The sequence below is a fragment of the Streptomyces dryopteridis genome (genome assembly GCF_049606955.1).
Taxonomy (GTDB): Bacteria; Actinomycetota; Actinomycetes; order Streptomycetales; family Streptomycetaceae; genus Streptomyces.
In genome coordinates, this window is the sequence record NZ_CP187113.1 from 2,334,265 (window position 1) to 2,351,011 (window position 16,747).

16 protein-coding genes and 1 pseudogene are annotated in these 16,747 nt (G+C 73.6%); 7 read left to right on the plus strand and 10 right to left on the minus strand.

Going from position 1 to position 16,747, the window contains the following annotated elements:
- Nucleotides 1-5: 5 nt before the first annotated feature.
- Nucleotides 6-365, minus strand: coding sequence for an NADH-quinone oxidoreductase subunit A (locus ACN20G_RS09765; protein WP_424212346.1), 360 nt, complete (start codon nt 363-365; stop codon nt 6-8).
- An 853-nt stretch (nt 366-1,218) separates the two neighbouring features.
- Here ACN20G_RS09765 and ACN20G_RS09770 point away from each other — a divergent pair.
- Nucleotides 1,219-2,106, plus strand: coding sequence for a C40 family peptidase (locus ACN20G_RS09770; RefSeq protein WP_424212347.1), 888 nt, complete (start codon nt 1,219-1,221; stop codon nt 2,104-2,106).
- Nucleotides 2,107-2,589: 483 nt separating this feature from the next.
- On the opposite strand, the gene ACN20G_RS09775 is transcribed toward ACN20G_RS09770, so the two are convergent.
- The gene (locus tag ACN20G_RS09775; protein ID WP_424212348.1) at nt 2,590-3,873 is read right to left on the minus strand and encodes a geranylgeranyl reductase family protein; all 1,284 of its coding nucleotides are present in this window, start codon (nt 3,871-3,873) and stop codon (nt 2,590-2,592) included.
- A 94-nt stretch (nt 3,874-3,967) separates the two neighbouring features.
- On the opposite strand from ACN20G_RS09775, the gene ACN20G_RS09780 reads away from it, so the two are divergent.
- Nucleotides 3,968-4,504, plus strand: coding sequence for a GNAT family N-acetyltransferase (locus tag ACN20G_RS09780; protein ID WP_424212349.1), 537 nt, complete (start codon nt 3,968-3,970; stop codon nt 4,502-4,504).
- A 120-nt stretch (nt 4,505-4,624) separates the two neighbouring features.
- Here the strand turns inward: ACN20G_RS09780 and ACN20G_RS09785 are convergent, their stop codons facing one another.
- On the minus strand, nt 4,625-5,548 hold the full coding sequence (locus ACN20G_RS09785; protein WP_424215448.1) for a glutaminase: 924 nt from the start codon (nt 5,546-5,548) through the stop codon (nt 4,625-4,627).
- A 209-nt stretch (nt 5,549-5,757) separates the two neighbouring features.
- Nucleotides 5,758-6,444: pseudogene (locus ACN20G_RS09790) on the minus strand (demethylmenaquinone methyltransferase); the annotation flags it as partial.
- Nucleotides 6,445-6,736: 292 nt separating this feature from the next.
- On the opposite strand from ACN20G_RS09790, the gene ACN20G_RS09795 reads away from it, so the two are divergent.
- The gene (locus tag ACN20G_RS09795) at nt 6,737-7,657 is read left to right on the plus strand and encodes a DUF3152 domain-containing protein (protein ID WP_424212350.1); all 921 of its coding nucleotides are present in this window, start codon (nt 6,737-6,739) and stop codon (nt 7,655-7,657) included.
- 65 nt (nt 7,658-7,722) lie between these two features.
- On the opposite strand, the gene ACN20G_RS09800 is transcribed toward ACN20G_RS09795, so the two are convergent.
- Nucleotides 7,723-8,316: a dihydrofolate reductase family protein gene (locus ACN20G_RS09800; RefSeq protein ID WP_424215449.1), complete on the minus strand. Its 594-nt coding sequence runs from the start codon at nt 8,314-8,316 to the stop codon at nt 7,723-7,725.
- 68 nt (nt 8,317-8,384) lie between these two features.
- On the opposite strand from ACN20G_RS09800, the gene ACN20G_RS09805 reads away from it, so the two are divergent.
- A complete protein-coding gene (locus tag ACN20G_RS09805) occupies nt 8,385-8,966 on the plus strand; it encodes a TetR/AcrR family transcriptional regulator (protein ID WP_424212351.1) in 582 nt (193 codons plus the stop codon).
- A gap of 112 nt (nt 8,967-9,078) precedes the next feature.
- Here the strand turns inward: ACN20G_RS09805 and ACN20G_RS09810 are convergent, their stop codons facing one another.
- The 4 genes from ACN20G_RS09810 to ACN20G_RS09825 all read right to left on the minus strand — a co-directional run bounded on the left by ACN20G_RS09810 (nt 9,079) and on the right by ACN20G_RS09825 (nt 12,839).
- A complete protein-coding gene (locus ACN20G_RS09810; protein WP_424212352.1) occupies nt 9,079-9,765 on the minus strand; it encodes an imidazolonepropionase-like domain-containing protein in 687 nt (228 codons plus the stop codon).
- A gap of 99 nt (nt 9,766-9,864) precedes the next feature.
- The gene (gene mqnC, locus ACN20G_RS09815) at nt 9,865-11,064 is read right to left on the minus strand and encodes a cyclic dehypoxanthinyl futalosine synthase (protein ID WP_424212353.1); all 1,200 of its coding nucleotides are present in this window, start codon (nt 11,062-11,064) and stop codon (nt 9,865-9,867) included.
- Between the two features lie 143 nt (nt 11,065-11,207).
- Complete coding sequence (locus tag ACN20G_RS09820) at nt 11,208-11,696, minus strand: hypothetical protein (RefSeq protein WP_424212354.1); 489 nt, start codon at nt 11,694-11,696, stop codon at nt 11,208-11,210.
- 204 nt (nt 11,697-11,900) lie between these two features.
- Nucleotides 11,901-12,839 (minus strand): serine/threonine-protein kinase, encoded by a 939-nt coding sequence (locus ACN20G_RS09825; RefSeq protein WP_424212355.1) that lies wholly within the window; start codon nt 12,837-12,839, stop codon nt 11,901-11,903.
- A gap of 135 nt (nt 12,840-12,974) precedes the next feature.
- Here ACN20G_RS09825 and ACN20G_RS09830 point away from each other — a divergent pair, with 135 nt between their 5' ends.
- The gene (locus ACN20G_RS09830) at nt 12,975-14,135 is read left to right on the plus strand and encodes an alpha/beta hydrolase (RefSeq protein WP_424212356.1); all 1,161 of its coding nucleotides are present in this window, start codon (nt 12,975-12,977) and stop codon (nt 14,133-14,135) included.
- Nucleotides 14,136-14,198: 63 nt separating this feature from the next.
- Here ACN20G_RS09830 and ACN20G_RS09835 read toward each other — a convergent pair whose 3' ends face one another.
- Nucleotides 14,199-15,047, minus strand: a complete 849-nt coding sequence (locus tag ACN20G_RS09835; RefSeq protein WP_424212357.1) for a menaquinone biosynthetic enzyme MqnA/MqnD family protein — start codon at nt 15,045-15,047, stop codon at nt 14,199-14,201.
- Between the two features lie 236 nt (nt 15,048-15,283).
- On the opposite strand from ACN20G_RS09835, the gene ACN20G_RS09840 reads away from it, so the two are divergent.
- Nucleotides 15,284-15,487, plus strand: coding sequence for a cold-shock protein (locus ACN20G_RS09840; protein ID WP_112451444.1), 204 nt, complete (start codon nt 15,284-15,286; stop codon nt 15,485-15,487).
- A 146-nt stretch (nt 15,488-15,633) separates the two neighbouring features.
- The gene (locus ACN20G_RS09845; RefSeq protein WP_424212358.1) at nt 15,634-16,686 is read left to right on the plus strand and encodes a hypothetical protein; all 1,053 of its coding nucleotides are present in this window, start codon (nt 15,634-15,636) and stop codon (nt 16,684-16,686) included.
- The last annotated feature ends 61 nt before the right edge of the window (nt 16,687-16,747 follow it).

Genomic DNA, 16,747 nt, shown 5'->3' on the forward strand with positions numbered 1-16,747 from the left:
GCCCCTCAGTCCCATTCCAGGCCGCCCCGACGCCACACGTACGCGTAGGCGACGAAGACGGTGAGCACGAAGAGCAACATCTCCACGAGCCCGAAGATCCCCAGGGCGTCGAAGGTGACGGCCCAGGGGTAGAGGAAGACGATCTCGATGTCGAAGACGATGAAGAGCATCGCCGTCAGGTAGTACTTGATCGGGAAGCGACCGCCTCCCGCGGGCATCGGCGTCGGCTCGATGCCGCACTCGTACGCTTCGAGCTTCGCCCGGTTGTACCGTTTTGGACCGATCAGCGTGGCCATGACCACGGAGAAGATCGCAAACCCTGCGCCTAGGGCGCCGAGCACGAGGATGGGCGCGTAGGCATTCACGCTCCTCGCTCCTTCCAGTCGTCCTTGACCGTTGGACCGCTGTGCCGGCGCGGGTGTCCCACCTCGCGAAGATCGTGCACATGTGAGGCAGTTCACAAGCCGGACTGGTGCGCATCCTATGCCCGTGGATCTGTGATCTGCGACACGGGGGACGGGAGCGAGTTTGTGATCTCCACCACCTGACGAACGATCATGTAGTCGGATGAGACGTGATCTTCGTACGCGAGGCGTTCGGATGATCACCAATGGTGACATCGGGGCCTTCCGGCCCAGCTCAGAGGCCCGATGCACTATCAAAAATTCTGGCCTGCACGCAAGTTGGCAGGAGCGGGACCCTCATGATAAGGGGATTCGCGTCCCCCGAGAGGGGGATGGGGCGCGGACGCGAGTGGACGCGCGGGACGGGAGGGGCGCGAGGGGCGCCGGTCGGGGATCACCCCGACACCCGGAGGGACGATCGCGGGCCGGCTCCGGGTCCGCTCCGGGCCGGCTTCGAGTCGACCGCGGGCCGGGTTCGGGCGCGCGACGGGGCGGGCGCGCGCGGACGTGGAAGCGGAACCCCCCGTTCCCTCCCGCCCTCGATGGGACACGGACCGGAGGGTGTGATCTGCGTCACCTGGATCACGAAACGAAAAAGGCGGGCTTGGCCACCGGTCGGCGCCGATGGTAGACCCGGATCAAATAGGACGAATTGACGAAAAGCCAAGATCACAGCGATGTGACGGGCAGTCCGAAAGACCCTTCCCGGCGTCAATACGGCCCACGACACGCCCGGTTCAAGCCCCACCCCGGCAACTGTGGCGCAAAACACGTTTCTTGATGTGACCCGTCGGGCCCTGATAGCGGTTTACCCATGTCCCACACCGCTCACATACCCAGCCACCGGAAGCCCCGCCGCAGCGCCTCGAAGCTCGCGGTCCGCGCCGGAGTAGCCGGTGGCGTTCTCAGCACCCTGGCCATGGCCGGCACGGCGAGCGCCACCCCGTCCCCCCAGCCGGTCACCGAGACCCTCGAAATGCCCGTCCTGGACCTGGACCTGGGCACCGAGGTCTCCTCCGCCGTCACCACGGCCGCGGACAACTCCCGCGCCGCCGCGCTCCAGGGTGAGCTGACCCAGCAGCAGAACGAGGCCCTCTCGGGCGCCGCCGCCGAGGCCAAGGAAGCCAAGCAGGCCGCGCAGGAGAAGGCCGAAGAGGACAAGAAGGCCCAGGAGGAGGCCGAGAAGGCCGCCGCCGAGGAGTCCCGCGCCTCGCGCGGCGACGACCGCACCGAGCTCACCTCCACCTCCGGCTCCGGTTCGAACTCCGGCTCCGACGACTCGTCCACCCCCTCGAAGGGTTCGGGCTCCGGGTCCACCGGCTCCAACACCGGGTCCTCCAGCAACACCGGCTCGCTCTCCCCCGCCATCAACTTCGCCTACGCGCAGGTCGGCAAGGCGTACGTGATGGGCGGCACGGGCCCCTCCTCCTACGACTGCTCCGGCCTGGTGCAGGCGGCCTACCGCGCGGCCGGCATCACCCTGCCCCGCACCTCGCAGGCCCAGTCGAACTACGGCACCGAGGTCTCCCTGAGCAACCTCCAGCCGGGCGACATCCTGTACTGGGGCGGCAAGGGCAGCGCGTACCACGTGGCCCTGTACGTCGGCGGCGGCAAGTTCGTCGGCGCGCAGAACCCCAGCACCGGCATCGTCGAGCGGCCGATGAGCTACGACATGCCCTCCGGCGCCGTCCGGGTCCGCTGACCCGAACGACCGGAACCGGAACGCCCCGTTCGCGACGGCGGGGCGCCCCGGGCCCCCGCGATCCGCGGACGTGACAGGCCGGCGCTCCCCCGCTCGGGGGCGGAGCGCCGGCCTTCGCCGTCCCCCGTCAATGCGCGCCGACGGGACACACCACCCGTCACCCGACGAAACGGACAGGGGACTTCACACCCCGTCACCCGAGGCCGTCCCACCCGGCCCTCGGGCCCTCGCCATGCCACCCCACGGAACGCGAGCCCGAATCACCCCCCTTCGCCCGGGAACACCCCCTTCGCTCCGCTCACCCGCCCCGCCCCACGCACCCCGACACCCCCCACAACCCCCACCGCGGGCCCCGAGCCGCCCGAACCCCACCCCCACCCCACAAACCCCCCGCCCCACCCCCCGAACACGCCACCGCCCGCCCCGGGGGTTCGGGGCGGGCGGGTGGGGGTGGGGCGGGGGCGGCGCGGGCGCCGGGGGGGGTCATGCCTTGGGGGCCGCCTTCGAGAGGCCGTTGATGACGCGGTCCATCGCGTCGCCGCCCGTGGGGTCGGTCAGGTTCGCCAGCATCTTCAGCGTGAACCGCATCAGCACCGGGTGGCTCAGCCCCCGCTGCGTCGCGATCTGCATCACCTTCGGGTTGCCGATCAGCTTCACGAAGGCCCGGCCGAGCGAGTAGTAGCCGCCGTAGGTCTCCTTGAGCACCTTCGGGTAGTTGTGCAGGGCCAGCTCCCGCTGGGCCGGCGTGGCCCGCGCGTTGGCCTGGGTGATCACCTCGGCCGCGATCTTCCCCGACTCCATCGCATAGGCGATGCCCTCGCCGTTGAACGGGTTGACGAGCCCGCCCGCGTCCCCGACCAGCAGCAGCCCCTTGGTGTAGTGCGGCTGCCGGTTGAAGGCCATCGGCAGGGCCGCGCCCCGGATCGGCTGCGTCATGTTCTCGGGGGTGTAGCCCCACTCCTCCGGCATGGACGCGCACCACGCCTTCAGCACCTCGCGCCAGTCCAGCTCGCGGAAGGCGTTGGAGGAGTTCAGGATGCCCAGGCCCACGTTGGACGTGCCGTCGCCCATGCCGAAGATCCAGCCGTAGCCGGGCAGCAGCTTGTCCTGGGCCCCGCGCCGGTCCCACAGTTCCAGCCAGGACTCCAGGTAGTCGTCGTCGTGGCGCGGGGAGTGGAAGTAGGTGCGCACGGCCACGCCCATCGGCCGGTCCTCGCGCCGGTGCAGGCCCATGGAGAGCGAGAGCCGGGAGGAGTTGCCGTCGGCGGCGACCACGAGCGGGGCGCGGAAGGTGACGGGGGTCTTCTCCTCGCCGAGCTTGGCCTGCACGCCGGTGATGTGTCCGGTGCGCGGGTCGCGGATGGGCTCGCCCACGTTGCAGCGCTCGTACAGGCGGGCGCCGGCCTTCTGGGCCTGCCGGGCGAGGGTCTCGTCGAAGTCGTCGCGCTTGCGGACGAGGCCGTAGTCGGGGAACGAGGCCAGTTCGGGCCAGTCGAGCTGGATCCGGTGGCCGCCGCCGATGATGCGCAGGCCCTTGTTGCGCAGCCAGCCGGCCTCTTCGGAGATGTCGATGCCCATGGCCACGAGCTGCTTGGTGGCGCGGGGGGTGAGGCCGTCGCCGCACACCTTCTCGCGGGGGAAGGCCGTCTTCTCCAGGAGGAGCACGTCCAGGCCCGCCTTGGCGAGGTGGTAGGCGGTGGTGGAGCCGGCGGGACCGGCGCCGACGACGATCACATCCGCGGTGTGTTCGGAGAGGGGCTCGGTCACGGCGGGAACTCCCGAGGCTCGATACGGGGGTGCCGAACGGCACCGGACACGTGCAGTCTATGCAGCGACATCGAGCGTGACGGAAGGGCCGCCCATGAGCACACCCACGATCGACCGCCGCCCGCTGCCGGACATCCGGCTGCGGGTGCCCGAGCACGAGGACGCCCACGCCTGGCACCGCGTCTTCGGCGACCCGGAGGTGATGGAGTTCCTCGGCGGGCCCGCCGAGCTGTCGGCGTACGAGGAGATGACGGCGCGCCAGCGCATGCACGACGCGGCGCTCGGCTTCTGCCTGTGGACCGTGCTCGACGAGGACGGGGAGGTGCTCGGGTTCACCGGCGCGCAGCCCTGGCCCGAGGACCGGCCCTGGGGCCCGGTCGGCGAGATCGAGATCGGCTGGCGGCTGGGCCGGGACGCCTGGGGCAAGGGGTACGCGACGGCGGCGGCGGAGGCTGCGGTGGCCCGGGTCCGCGCGGCGGGCCCGGCCCGGGTGGTGGCGGTGGTGGACGCGCGCAACCTGCGGTCGCGGGCGGTCGCGGAGCGGCTCGGGATGACCCTCGACCGCGAGCTGACCACGCCGAGCGGGCGCGCGGGCGTGATCTACGCGCTGGAGCTGTCGCCGGCGGCCTGAGCCGGGGTCCCGCGCGCCCCGTGCCCTCCGGTCCCCCGCCCCGCCCGTCGTGAGGGGCGGGCCGGGGACCGGCGGCCGGGGACCGGCGGTCGGGGGCGCGCGGACCGCTCGGAGGACGGCTCAGAAGACGGAGAGGCCGGTGAGGGTGGTGAACCGGTCGAGGGCGGCGACGCCGGCGACGGAGTTGCCGTGCCGGTCCAGGCCGGGGCTCCAGACCGCGATCGAGCAGTGCCCGGGCACGACGGCCATGATCCCGCCGCCGACCCCGCTCTTGCCGGGCAGGCCGACCCGGTAGGCGAACTCGCCGGCCGCGTCGTAGGTGCCGCAGGTGAGCATCACCGCGTTGATCTGCTTGGCCTCGCTGCGGGTGAGCAGCCGGCTGCCGTCGTCGCGCAGTCCGTGCCGGGCCAGGAAGCGGCCGGCGAGGGCGAGGTCGGCGCAGTCCATGGAGATGGAGCACTGCCAGAAGTAGTGGTCGAGCAGGGTCGGCACGGGGTTGTCGATGTTGCCGTACGAGGCCATGAAGTGGGCGAGGGCGGCGTTGCGGTCCCCGTTGTCGTGCTCGGAGCCGGCGACCTCGGCGTCGAAGGTCATCTCGGCGTTGCGGCTCTCCTCGCGCAGGAACTTCAGCAGTTCGCTGGAGGCGTCGCCGGTGAGGGTCTGGAGCCGGTCGGTGACCACGAGGGCGCCCGCGTTGATGAACGGATTGCGGGGGACGCCGTTCTCGTATTCGAGCTGCACGAGGGAGTTGAACGGGTTGCCGGAGGGCTCCCGTCCGACCCGCTCCCACAGGCCGGGGCCGCCCTCGGCGAGGGTGAGGGCGAGCGCGAACACCTTCGTGACGGACTGCGCGGAGAACGGCACCCGCCAGTCCCCCACCCCGTGCACGTTCCCGTCGAGGTCGGCGATGGCCATCCCGAACTGCCAGGGGTCCACCGAGGCCAGGGCCGGTATGTAATCGGCCGGCGCCCCGCTGCCGACGAGCGGGGCTATGTCCGCCTCGATCCGCCGCAGCAGGGCCGCGTAGTCGAGGTCGGGGCCGATGACGGTCCCGGCCCCGGTACTGGCGCTGTCGGTGATGCCCGCGGGCGTGGCCGGGACGGGGGCGGTGGTGGGGGCCACGGGGGTTCCTCTCGGGCGGGCGGACGTGCGGGCTAGTCGCCGTCGGCGGCGGTGCGCTCGGCGGTCGCGGGCTCGGTGACGAGCGCGGTCACGGCGTCCTCCGCGACGGCCTCGGCCACGGGGGCGGCGGGCTTGAAGCCGCGGTGCAGGGCGACGACGCCGCCCGTCAGGTCGCGCCAGGCCGGCCGGTCCCAGCCGGCCTTGGCCAGCAGCTCGGCGAGGGCCGGCTGGTCGGGCCACTCGCGGATGGACTCGGCGAGGTACACGTACGCGTCGGGGTTGGAGGAGACCGCGCGGGCCACCGGCGGCAGCGCCCGCATCAGGTACTCGGTGTAGACGGTGCGGAACGGCGCCCAGGTGGGCCGCGAGAACTCGCAGATCACGACCTTGCCGCCGGGCTTGGTGACCCGGTACAGCTCGCGCAGCGCCGCGTCCGTGTTCTGCACGTTGCGCAGCCCGAAGGAGATGGTGACGGTGTCGAAGACCCCGTCGGCGAAGGGCAGCCGGGTGGCGTCGCCGGCGGTCAGCGGCAGCCAGGGGTTGCGCTTCTTGCCCTCGGCGAGCATCCCGAGGGAGAAATCGCACGGGACCACGTACGCGCCGGTCGCGGCGAACGGCAGCGAGGAGGTCGCGGTGCCGGCGGCGAGGTCGAGGACCTTCTCGCCGGGACGGGCGTCCACCGCCTTGGCGACCGCCTTGCGCCAGGACCGGGCCTGACCGAGCGACAGCACGTCGTTGGTGAGGTCGTAGTGGGCCGCGACGCCGTCGAACATCGAGGCGACTTCGTGCGGCTGCTTGTCCAGGGAGGCGCGGGTCACTGGCTGGCCCCTAAGGCAGAGGAGGTGGCGGACCCCCCCATTCTCGCAGGCCCGCCCGGACCTCGGCCGGCGGCCGGGCGCCGCGGGACCCGGGCGGATCAGGTCGGGGTTGTCAGGACGAACGGGACGAAGTTGACTGGTCCCCGGCGGGGATGATCGATCGCACACACGCACGCTCCCCCGACCGCGCGGGCCGGGGGGGCCGCAGGTGCGCGGGCGGGGTGAGGGGGAAGGGCGCGCGGGCGGGAGTCCCGCCGTCGGCTCCCGTCCCGATCGATCCTCCGGAGAAACGATGCGTTCCCGTCCGTCCGACCGTTCCCGCCGCCCGGCACCCGTGCCCGCCCCGCGCCCCGACGGGGGTCTGGGGCGGGCCGGGCAGCGGGCGCGCCGCGAGGAGCGCCGGCGCCGGTTGCGGCGCACCCTGCTGGTGGGGGGCGTGCTGGGCGTGGCCGTGCTGGTCGGGTTGTGGGCGCTGCCGAAGGAGGACGAGCCGTTCGCGGACGCGGCCGAGCCGGTGGCCGGGAGCGCGCCGACCGGGGGCCGGGGGGCTTCGGGCGGGTCCGCGTCCCCGTCCGCCCCGCCCTCGCCCGCGGCCTCCTCCCCCGCCCCGTCCGCCTCCGCCTCCGCCTCGACCGGCCCGGTGCCGGAGCGGGGCCCGGGCACGTTCACCGCCGCGACCGCGGGCGGGCCCCAGCGGGGCTCGGGGACCGCGAAGACCTTCCGGGTGGAGGTGGAGAAGGGCTCGGGGATCGACGCGAACGAGGCGGCCCGCGCGGTGGACGCCGTGCTCGGGGACCGGCGCGGGTGGGTCCGCGAGCCGGGGGTCGCGTTCCGGATGGTGGCGGGCGGGGGCGCGGCCGACCTGGTGGTGCGGATCGCGACCCCGGGCACCGCCGACCGGTTGTGCTCGATCACCACCGAGTCCCTCAAGGGCGAGGCGAACTGCCGCACGGGCCGGTTCGTCGTGGTGAACCTCAGGCGCTGGGTGGAGGGGTCCCCGCAGTTCGACGGGCCGATCGCGGAGTACCGGGCGTTGATCGTCAACCACGAGGTGGGGCATTTCCTGAGCCGTCCGCACCTGGGGTGCGCGGGCCCGGGGCAGTTGGCGCCGGCGATGATGCAGCAGATGAGGGGGCTGCGGGGGTGCAAGGCCAACGCGTGGCCGTACCGGGCGGACGGCACCACGGTCCGCGGCCCGGTCGTGAAGGACTGACCGGACCCGGCGGACCCCACGGGTCACGCGCCCCGGGTGCCGCGCCCCGGGTGCCGCGCCCCTGCTCAGGGGCGGCGGACGAACCGGGTGAGGGTGACGCCGTTGGGGAAGGCGGTGCGCTCGGCGACCTCGAAGGCGGTCGGGTCGAAGGCCCCGTCGACCATCGGCACGCCCGCGCCGGCGAGCACGGGGTAGCTCTTGACCACGAGTTCGTCGATCTCGGGCAGCAGGGCGCCGGCGAGTTTCCCGCCGCCGCACAGCCAGATGTCGAGTTCGCCGTCCTCCGCCTTGAGCTTGCGGACCAGGCCGAGCGGGTCGGCGGGCACGACGGTGACGGCCGGGTCGGTGTCGGCGGGCAGGGTGCCGGAGACCACGTACTGGCGCAGGTGGGCGTAGGGGCTGGTGATGCCGTGGTCGTGGGCGGGGCGGTAGGCGCCCAGGCCCATGAGGACGGTGTCGAAGTGCCGGTTGGGGGCGTCGGCGAGGCCGACGGCCTCGCGGAAGGCGGTGGGGAGGGTGTCGGGGTACAGGTTGTTCGTCCAGGTCGAATAGGCCGCGGCCTGCCGCGCGTCGCCCTGGGGGAAGAAGTCGAACTCCCCGTCGGGTCCGGCGATGCGTCCGTCGAGGGTGACGGCGACGTAGTAGACGAGCTTTCGCAAGCGGTTCTCCATGCGTAGTACTGTGTGTGTAGTGGTGTGACCGTAGTACTACACATGGAGTGGTGTCAATGGCGAGACGGAACGACGCCCGGCGGGCGGCCCTCGTGGACGCGGCGATCGAGGTCCTGGCCCGCGAGGGCGCGCGCGGACTGACCTTCCGGGCCGTGGACGCGCAGGCGGGCGTGCCGCTCGGCACCGCCTCCAACTACTTCACCGGCCGCGACGACCTCTTCACCCAGGCCGGCGCGCGGGTCTACGAGCGGCTGATCCCCGACGAGGCCACGGTCGCCGGCCAGGAGGTCGCGGGCCGGGACCGCGAGACCTACGTGCGCCTGATGCGCGAACTCGTGGGCCGGGTCTCCGCGTTCCGCACTGGCTACCTGGCCCTGCTCGAACTGCGCCTGGAGGCGACCCGGCGCCCGGCCCTGCGGGAGGTGCTCACCGCGCGGGTCCGCGCCGACGTGGACGCCAACGTCGCGTACCACGAGGCATCCGGCCTCCCCGGCGACGGCACCGGCGTGAAACTGCTGATCCTCACCCTGAACTGGCTCATCGTCGAACAGCTCACGCTGCCGGAGCTGTTCACGGAGGAGGAACGGGAGGAGCTGGTGCGGGCCGCCGTCGAACGCATCGTCCCGCCCGACGCCTGACGCCCGGGGCCGCGTGCACCCCGGGGCCGCATGCACCCCGGGCCCGCGTGAACCCCAGGGCCCGCCCGACGCCCGGGCCCGCGTGAACCCCGGGCCCGCGCGGGCGGTCCGGTCAGCGGCGGCGGTGCAGCAACCGGCCGCCGATGACCGTGGCCACGCACCGGGTCGCGCCCTCGCGCAACAGCGCCGCCGCGTCCGGCACGTCGAAGACCGCGAACCGGGCCTGGGTGCCCGGGGTCAGCAGACCCGCGAACACCTCCGGGAGCCGCCCCGGGTCGCTCAGCCCGGCCAACGGGTCCAGGGCCGCGCGCGGATCCGCCGGGGCCGGCCCGGCCGCCGCCGGCAGCGTGCCCGGCTCCAGCACCGCCAGCCCCGAGCGGCCCACCGCCGTGCGCACCGCCCCGATCGCGAGCCGCGCCTCCACCGCCACGACCCCGCGCGCCAGCAGCTTCTGCCCGACCCGGCGCGCACTGTTGCCCCACCGGGACTCGGTCATCGCGAGCGCCGCCAACGCCGGCCCGGTCAACGGATCGGGGCCGAGTTCGGCCAGCTCGTACGGGTCGTCGGGCCAGTAGGCCCGCTCCAGCAGCGCCGTCCCGCCGCGCACCGCGAGCCCCGGCACCAGCAGCCCCGGCCAACGCCGCACCCGCGCGTGCGGGTACGCGGCGGCCAGCTCCCGGTACGGGCCCACGGCGGCGATCCGGTCGCCCTCCACGAGCACCGCGCCCTCCGGCACCGGGGTCCCGGCCACCGGGCCCGCGCCCCGGACCAGCGTGTCCGCCGTGTGCAGCGTCAGCATCGCGCCGTCCGTCCACTCGTTCGCCGGTTCACGTGTTCGCCCGCCGGGCGCGCCGGCGACACGGCGCCCGACGGGCGGGGGGAAGGGAGGGGCCTCGCCTCAGGAGGAGGCGATCAGCTTCAGCTCGGGGTGGGCGGTGCCGCCCTCGATCGCGATGGAGGAGATGTGCGAGGCCACCCGGTGGTCCCGCGGGTCGTCCGCGGGGTCCTCGTGCACGGCGAGGTGCTCGTAGGTGGTGGCGCGCTGCGCGGGCACCCGGCCGGCCTTGCGGATCAGGTCGATGATCTCGTGCCGGTTGGAACGGTGCTTGGCGCCGGCCGAGGAGACCACGTTCTCCTCCAGCATCACCGAGCCGAGGTCGTCGGCGCCGTAGTGCAGCGACAGCTGCCCGGCCTCCTTGCCGACCGTCAGCCACGAACCCTGGATGTGCGCCACGTTGTCGAGGAACAGCCGCGCGATGGCGATCATCCGCAGGTACTCGAAGACGGTGGCCTGGGTCCGGCCCTTCAGGTGGTTGTTCTCGGGCTGGTAGGTGTAGGGGATGAACGCGCGGAAGCCGCCCGTCCGGTCCTGCACGTCGCGGATCATCCGGATGTGCTCGATCCGCTCGGCGTTCGTCTCGCCCGTGCCCATCAGCATCGTGGACGTGGACTCCACGCCCAGGGTGTGCGCCAGCTCCATGATCTCCAGCCAGCGCTCGCCCGACTCCTTCAGCGGCGCGATCGCCTTGCGCGGCCGGGCCGGCAGCAACTCGGCGCCGGCGCCCGCGAAGGAGTCCAGACCGGCGGCGTGGATCCGACGGATCGCCTCCTCGGCGCTCACCTTCGAGATCCGCGCCATGTGGTCGACCTCGGACGCGCCGAGGGAGTGGATCACGAGCTGCGGGTACGCGGCCTTGATCGCCGCGAAGTGCTCCTCGTAGTACTCCACCCCGTAGTCCGGGTGGTGCCCGCCCTGGAACATGACCTGCGTGCCGCCGAGCTCCACCGTCTCCGCGCAGCGCCGCAGGATGTCCTCCATGCTGCGGCTCCAGCCCTTCTCCTTGTCCTTCGGAGCGGCGTAGAACGCGCAGAACCGGCAGGCGGTCACGCACACGTTGGTGTAGTTGATGTTGCGCTCGATGATGTACGTCGCGATGTGCTCGGTCCCCGCGTAGCGGAGCCGGCGCGCGGCGTCGGCGGCGGCCCCCAGCGCGTGCAGGGGAGCGTGCCGGTACAGGTCGAGCGCTTCCTCCGGGGAGATCCGGCCGCCGGCAGCGGCTCGGTCGAGGACGGACTGGAGAGCGGCCTGGTCGGTCACCGGTGCGACACCTTTCGGCGGGGGACGAGGACGAGGGGACGAAGTCGTCCGGACCGATCCAGCCTACGCCCCCGCCCACCCCACCCCGGGCCGGGGCGCCCACGACCGACACGTCCCGTGCGGCCCGCACGGCCCGGGACGGTTCACGCCCCGTCGGCGGACCCCTCGGCGGGGACCCGCACCAGCCCGTCCGCCACGTACCTCCCCTCGGCATCGGCGGACCGGGACAACACGGTGCCGTCGGCGCTGAGACGGTAGCGGACCTCCCCGTCCACCGGACAGGACTCCGGCAACGGGGCAGGCCGCCAGGAGGCGTCCACGACGAGCTCCGTCCCCATCGCCGACAGCAGCCGCGCGGGCCCGCCGCAGTCCACGTCCGAGCCGGAGACACGAATCCTCGACCGCAGCACGACGTCCCCGACCTCGCCCCGGACGACGGTCACCTCCAGCGCGCCCGTGGTGACGTCGGAGTCGGTGATCTGCCCCCGCCAGGTACCCAGGAACTCCTCCGGGACCGCACCGGCCGCACCGTCACCGCCACCGGAGCCCCCGCCCCCGTCCCCGGCGCCCCAGGACGGGACCAGCCACACCCCGAGCCCCACCGCGAGCAGCACCGCGCCCGCGGCGGGCACCCGCCACCACCGTGCGGAGCGCACCGACCGGGGCGGCGCGACGGGCCGCGCGAGGCCCGCGTCGAAACCCGCGGCTCCCGCGTCCCGCCGCCGGCACCGGTCCGGGTCACGACGTCCGTGAGCCCGGACCGCCCGCCGGTCCCGCCCTCGGCCACCTCGGTCGGCGGACGCGCACCGACCGTTCCGGCGCGCGGGCCGCCCGGTTCACCCGCACCGGCCGGCGGCGCGGGCCGGCCCGACCCGGCCCGCGTCGTCCGCCGCCTCCCACGCGATCAGGTCCAGCGCCGCCCGGTGCGCGTCCGCCCGCACCACCCCCGGCAGCCAGCTCGGCCCCAGCGCACCCGCGCACGCGGCCACCACCTCCGCCGGCCCCGGCCGAGCCGCCGGATCCTTCGTCAGGCACGCCGCGACCAACTCCCGCAGCCCACCCTCCTCGGGCACCCCCGACAGGTCCGGTTCCTCGTGCACGATCGCGTACAACACCGTCGCCTGGTGTTCGCCGGGAAACACCGGCCGCCCGCCCGCCGCCCATCCGAGCACCGCCCCCAGCGCGAACACGTCGGCGGCCCCTGTCACCCGCTGCCCGCGCACCTGCTCCGGCGCCATGTACCCGGGCGAGCCCAACACCAGGCCCGGGTGGGTCAGGCCCTCCGTCAGGTCGGCCGCCCACGCGATCCCGAAGTCGATCAGGCGCGGCCCCGCGTCCGTCAGCAGCACGTTCCCCGGCTTCACATCCCGGTGCACCATGTCCAGCCCCGCCATCACCGTCAGCGCCCCGCCCAGCCCCTCCCCCAGGGCCCGCACCGCGCGCACCGGCAGCGGCCCGTGCCGGCGCACCGCCACGTCCAGGGCCGGACCGGGCACGAAGACGGAGGCCACCCACGGGGGCTCCGCGTCCGGGTCCGCCCCGAGCACGGGCACGGTCCAGTCCGCGCCCAGCCGCCCGGCCACCGTCACCTCCCGCCGGAACCGCCGACGGAACGCCGGATCCGCCGCGAAGGACTCGTGCACCACCTTCACCGCCACCGACAGCCCGTCCGGCCCGCGCCCCAGGTACACCCGGCCCATGCCCCCGGCGCCGAGCCGGCCCAGCACCCGGTACGGCCCGATCTCGTACGGATCCCCGGCTTCCCTCTCCCGCACGCCCCCACCCCTCCCCTGTTCGAATCACCGACCCCCCTACCCCGTGCGCCCGTCCCGCATCCGACACACCGGCGCCACGCCGCGCCACGCCGACCCGGCGCCGTCCCTGTTCGAACGGGATGGCACCTTGGGCGCATGAGTCTCCGTACCACCGCCGCGCCCCGGGCCCTGGCGGTCCTGCTGGCCTCCTGCCTGGCCCTCGCCGCGACGGGCTGCGCCGGCGCCGACGCCCCCGGACCCGACGCCAAGTCCGGGGCGAGCCGCTCGGGCGCCGTGCCCGGCGCCGACCCGATCACCCCGCCCCCGCCGAGCCCGACCCTGAGCGAGGCGGAACGGGTCACCTCCCTGCCCACCGGCCCGAAGGCCGAGTTCCGGACCCGCTCCACCCTCGACGACGGCACCACCATCGACCTGACCACGCTGGTCGGGAAGAAGTCCGGGTTCACCGGCAAGGTGTGGGTGTGGACGCCCAAGCAGTACGCGGACCCGGCGTACGCGAAGAGCGGTTTCCCGGTGCTCGTGGCCCTGCCCGGCGGCCCCGGCTACCCGGACAACTACTGGATCGGCGGCGACCTCCAGCTGCAACAGCGGGTCACGGAGTGGTCGAAGCAGGGCCGGAGCCTGCCGTTCATCATCGTGATGCCGGTGCTGAACCCGGACTCCAAGCACTACTACGACGGCGCGGACATCCCCGGGCAGCCGAAGATGGGCACCTGGCTGACCGAGGACGTGCCGGACCTGGTGCGCGCCAACTTCCGCACCTTCAAGGACCGGGACGGCTGGGCCTTCCTCGGCGCGTCCTCGGGCGCCTTCGCCGGCCTCAACTCGGTGCTGCGCAAGCCCGATCGCTTCAAGGCCGTGGTGGCGGCCGGCCCCGACACCGAGCCCGACTCCCCGTTGTGGCGGGGACACGAGAACGAACGCGACGCGAACAATCCGGAGAAACTCGCGGCGGCCCTTCTCGCGAAAGGCGGACCCGACGTGTACCTGGCATTCGACATCGGCGCCTCGGAGGGCGGAATCGAAAAGCTTCGGAAGTTCATCGCGAATTACGGAAAGGGACCGGTGAAAACCCGGCTGCACGTGATCCAGGGCGGGGCGCACAGCGCGAAGACATATGTCCGGGGATTCGGCGAGGGATCACTGGAGTGGATCTCGAAGCAGTTGCGCGCGCCCATCGCCGACCCAGCCGCCGGGGCCTCCCCGGCCGCCTCGTCGGCGCCCGCCCCGGGCTCGTCGGCGCCGGCCGCCGGGGCCTCGCGGGGGTCCGTCACGGGCGCACCGGCCGCCCCGTGACCGACTGGGCGCGGCCCCCGTGCCGCCGGACCCGATCGGTGGGGTCCGGCGGGGTGGGGCGGCTCAGCGGGTCAGCAGTTCCACCGTGACGTCGGCCGGGAAGCCGGTGTCCGGACCGGTGCGGCGGGCGAACTCGCGGACGCCGGCGAGCTGGTCGGGGCCGAAGCGGAAGTCGAGGGTGGTGAAGTACCGCTCCAACAGTTCGGCGTCGAACGCCTCCCAGAGGGCGGCCTGCTCGGCCACCTTCCCGACCTCCTCCAGGGACAGGTCGCGGGAGGCGAGGAACGCCTCGTGCACCTTGTGGACCACCTCCGGCTCGCGGGCCAGGTAGTCCTTGCGGGCCGCCCAGACGGCGAACACGAAGGGCAGTCCGGTCCACTCCTTCCACATGAGTCCCAGGTCGTGGACGGTGAGCCCGAGCCGGGGGGCGTCGTGGAGGGAGGCCCGCAGGGCCGCGTCGCCGATGAGCACGGCGGCGTCCGCCTCCTGCATCATCAGGCCGAGATCGGGCGGGCACGTGAAGTAGTCGGGGGTCACCCCGTAGCGCTCGGCGAGCAGCAGCCGCGCCAGCCGCACGGAGGTGCGGGAGGTGGATCCGAGGGCCACCCGGGCCCCGTCCAACTCCTCGAGCGGAACCTTCGAGACGATCACGCAGGACATCACCGGGCCGTCGCACCCGACCGCGAGATCGGGGAAGGCCACGAGATCGTCCGCGTTGCGCAGGTACTCGACGAGGGTGATGGGACCGATGTCCAGCACCCCGCGCACCAGTTGCTCGCTGAGCTTCTCCGGGGTGTCCTTGGTCAGCTCCAGGTCCAGCAGGGTCCCCGTCCTGGCCAGCCCCCAGTACAACGGAAGGCAGTTCAGGAACTGAATGTGCCCGACCCGAGGCCGGCTGCGATTGGCGTCCACATCGCGACACTAGACCCTGACTCGCGTCAGCATCCGCGCGGGTCTTCAAACGTCCGAGTGACGTGATCTTCCCCTCTGGCACTCCCCGGAGTCCTCATGCTAGGCTCGACGCAAGTTGCAGTTTGGTTTCCCTTGCAGTACGAGGCCTGCGGATCATGTAACCGCGGGCTTTTGTAGTTTTCAGACTTCTTAGCAGGTTCTGGAGCAGGGCGACCCTTTGGCCCATAGGAGGGCTCATGGCTACCGGAACCGTCAAGTGGTTCAACGCTGAAAAGGGCTTCGGCTTCATCGCCCAGGACGGCGGCGGCCCGGATGTCTTCGTCCACTACTCCGCGATCAACGCGGCTGGCTTCCGCTCCCTGGAGGAGAACCAGCTCGTGAACTTCGACGTCACCCAGGGCCCCAAGGGCCCGCAGGCGGAGAACGTCACCCCGGCCTAATCGCCCGGGCCAACCGATCGCGGTTGGAACTCTAGAGCAGCACCCAAGGAGCCCTGCTTCTCCGTTCCGCGGAGGGGCAGGGCTCCTGCCTGTTTCCCGACGCACCCCGCGTCCCCCGTGTCCCTCCTCGGCCACCGGAAGCCCACGTGTCCCACGCGCTGCCCCCCTCGCACCCCACCCGCACCCTCACCCCCGCCGCTCCCCCCGGTCCCGGCCCCGACCCCCGAATACCCGTCGGGCCCCGCCCGCCCCGGGTACCCGTGCAGCCCGGCGCCGCCGAGGCCCCCGGGGAATCCCCCCACCGACCGCTGCCCGGACACCCCGACGCCCTCGGCCCGGGCGGCCCCGGCGGCCCGCACGACACCGGCGCCGGCGGCGACGGCACGGGCGGCGCCGGCGGCAGCGGCGGGCACGGCGACGGGCCCGCCCCCGGCGGACACCCCGTGCCACCTGCGGGCTCCCGGCGGCGGCTCCTGGGCACCGTCATCACCTGGCTGCTGCTCCTGGCCGGCCCCGCCATGATGATCGGCGGCGGCCTCCTCGCGAGCCAGGCCATCCGGGGCGAGCGCGAGTCCCTGGAACGCGCCGAGGCGTACGCCAAGGTCCCGCGCTGCGAGAGCAAGGCCCTGGCCACCCCCGCCTGCCGCCTGCCCGTCTGGGTCACGGTCACCGAGGTCGGCCCGCCCAACAACGGCCACGGCCGGCACCGGATCGAGTTCCTGCACCCCGAGGCCACCCTCAGCGCCGACGCCGAACGCTCCCCCTCGGTCTACCTCAAGCCCGGCGACAAGATCCGCATCGAACGCTGGGACCGGCGCACCGCCGCCATCGAGACCCGCGGCACCTGGTACTTCCTGGAGGACCTCAACAAGCCGAGCCGCGACTCCCTGGCCTGGACCATGGCCTTCGGCCTCGCCGTCGCCACCCTCGGTCTCGCCGTCCTCGAAGGCGCGATCGGCCACGCCCGCGGCCACGGCCCCGCGCACCCCGCGCGCCGCCGCACCATCCGCCTGGCCTGGGCCACCGCGCCGGTCACCGTCGCCACCATCGGCGCGGCCGCCCTCATCGCCCGCCTCAGCGGCTCCCCCGAGAGCATCCTGCTGAGCTGGGCCCTGGTCTCGACCGCCGCGATCGCCCTGGCCCTGGCCCCGTCCCCGCGCCGCCTCCTGACCCGCGCCCGAGCCCGCTCCCGCCGCTGACCCCGGCCCGCCGGACGCGCACGCGCGCCGGCCCGGACCGCGCGGGCGGTCCGGGCCGGTG

What these genes read in the sequence shown, in the direction of transcription:
- ACN20G_RS09805 (WP_424212351.1), top strand. Translation starts at nt 8,385, where the DNA reads ATGGCGAGACGGAACGACGCCCGGCGGGCGGCCCTCGTGGACGCGGCG.
- ACN20G_RS09780 (WP_424212349.1), top strand. Translation starts at nt 3,968, where the DNA reads ATGAGCACACCCACGATCGACCGCCGCCCGCTGCCGGACATCCGGCTG.
- ACN20G_RS09770 (WP_424212347.1), top strand. Translation starts at nt 1,219, where the DNA reads ATGTCCCACACCGCTCACATACCCAGCCACCGGAAGCCCCGCCGCAGC.
- ACN20G_RS09810 (WP_424212352.1), bottom strand. Translation starts at nt 9,765, where the DNA reads ATGCTGACGCTGCACACGGCGGACACGCTGGTCCGGGGCGCGGGCCCG.
- ACN20G_RS09830 (WP_424212356.1), top strand. Translation starts at nt 12,975, where the DNA reads ATGAGTCTCCGTACCACCGCCGCGCCCCGGGCCCTGGCGGTCCTGCTG.
- ACN20G_RS09840 (WP_112451444.1), top strand. Translation starts at nt 15,284, where the DNA reads ATGGCTACCGGAACCGTCAAGTGGTTCAACGCTGAAAAGGGCTTCGGC.
- ACN20G_RS09795 (WP_424212350.1), top strand. Translation starts at nt 6,737, where the DNA reads ATGCGTTCCCGTCCGTCCGACCGTTCCCGCCGCCCGGCACCCGTGCCC.